A 1,530-nucleotide genomic window follows, 5' to 3' on the forward strand; every position below is an offset into this window, starting at 1 on the left:
GACCTTCTCGAACAACGCCGAGACCTCCTGAGCAAGGTGGTGGACGGGGTCGAAGCGCTGCGCAAGAGCGGCAACGCGACCTTCGAGCGCTATCTTCAGGTGCGCGCAGATCTCGCGCAGGCTTGGAACGCATCGCCACCGAAAAGGGGCGCCTCCTCAGCGTCACGCTCGAAAGTTATGAGAAGCAGGCGCAGTACGAGCGCGAGTTGCAATCCCTTGAGACGCGTCGCGCCCAGGCCGAACGCCAGATCGGCCGATTGAAGGATCGCATCAGCAAGGATTCCTGGGTTCGCAGCACCGAGTATGGAATCGTCTCCGAGATGAAGGTCTTTCCAGGCGACCTCATCCGGTTCGACACGCCCCTCGTGAGCCTGCTGCCCGTGGATGAGAGCTTCTCCGCTTTCCGGCCCGGCAGCACACGGCTCGTGGCAGCGATCTTCGTGCCCGCCAAGGACGGCAAGAAGGTGCGCACCGGAATGCCCGCCCTGATCGATCCGTCCTCCGTGAGGCGGGACGTTTTCGGCTCCATCCGGGGTGTCGTGACCAAGACCTCGGACGTGGCTGTGAGCCCGGAGCAAATGCGCCACACGCTGCGAAACGACGATCTGGTGCGCAAGCTGACAGCGGAGGGGCCGCGCTTCCTGATGGTGGTCGAACTGGAGCGCGATCCCAAGACCGCGTCGGGCTTCCGTTGGACGACCTCTGCAGGCCCGGATGCGCAGATCACCGCCGGCACCCTGCTGGACGGCCAGATCCATACCGAACGCGCCTCTCTCCTCAGCCTCCTGATACCGGCCTTGAAGGAGTTGCTCCGCGGACCCGACCAGCAGCACGACACCTTCTGAAACGCATGCGCAGCCGGACGTCGTGAAGATCCGTTGTTCGTCCACGATCGGCGGCCCCGGCGCTTCTGGGCGCCACAGGGTGCGAGACGATGCACCTCACAAGGTAAGGACAAGGTAAGGGGGATTCACAAAGACAGGTTGGATACGGGTCCGTCGAAGGGCTGCCGAGGGGGCAGCCGGTCGGATCGGCCTTCGGCTTGCTGGAGGTCCGGCACGGGATCCGGTGGCAACCGTTGACGGCGGCGTCCGGCGACTGCGCAGCCGAGGCCGACTCTACGAGAGCAGCGGTCACGAGGGTGTGGCGCCGACTTCACGGGTAGGAGCGCACCCCTCAAGGTGTCGAGATGGCTTGGTTGGATCACTCGCCCGAACGGCGCGTTGAATGAGATGATCGCTCAGCCCTCGCCGTCTTCGGACCCCGCCCGCCTCGCCCTCACGGAGTCCGCGCTCGCGGCGGCGGACGGTCTGTGGCGTGCCGAGATGCTTCGGAATTACGGGCCTGATGGAGTTCTGTCATACGCCTATGCCCCGGAGGGCCAGGGCGGGCTCGGGACGCTGCTCCGGCGAACCTATGAGGCGCGGCGCATCGCAGTCGCCCTGTGGCGGCAGGAGCGGCGCCGGGGCTGAGAAACGGGACGCGGTGCGAGGCGTCCGACAAGGAGGGGCTGCAGCCCGCCCATGCCCG

General features: G+C 66.1%; 2 protein-coding genes. Both read left to right on the plus strand.

The annotated features are described in order from the left end of the window. The first annotated feature begins 122 nt into the window (after positions 1 to 122). Entirely contained in the window at positions 123 to 845 is a 723-nt protein-coding gene (locus I53_RS21040) for an NHLP bacteriocin system secretion protein (RefSeq protein ID WP_043354319.1), read from the plus strand. 378 nt (positions 846 to 1,223) lie between these two features. Continuing rightward, positions 1,224 to 1,472: a hypothetical protein gene (locus I53_RS21045; protein WP_374701355.1), complete on the plus strand. Its 249-nt coding sequence runs from the start codon at positions 1,224 to 1,226 to the stop codon at positions 1,470 to 1,472. Positions 1,473 to 1,530 lie beyond the last annotated feature (58 nt).

The sequence above is a fragment of the Methylobacterium sp. B1 genome, from assembly GCF_000333255.1.
Classification (GTDB): domain Bacteria; phylum Pseudomonadota; class Alphaproteobacteria; order Rhizobiales; family Beijerinckiaceae; genus Methylobacterium; species Methylobacterium fujisawaense.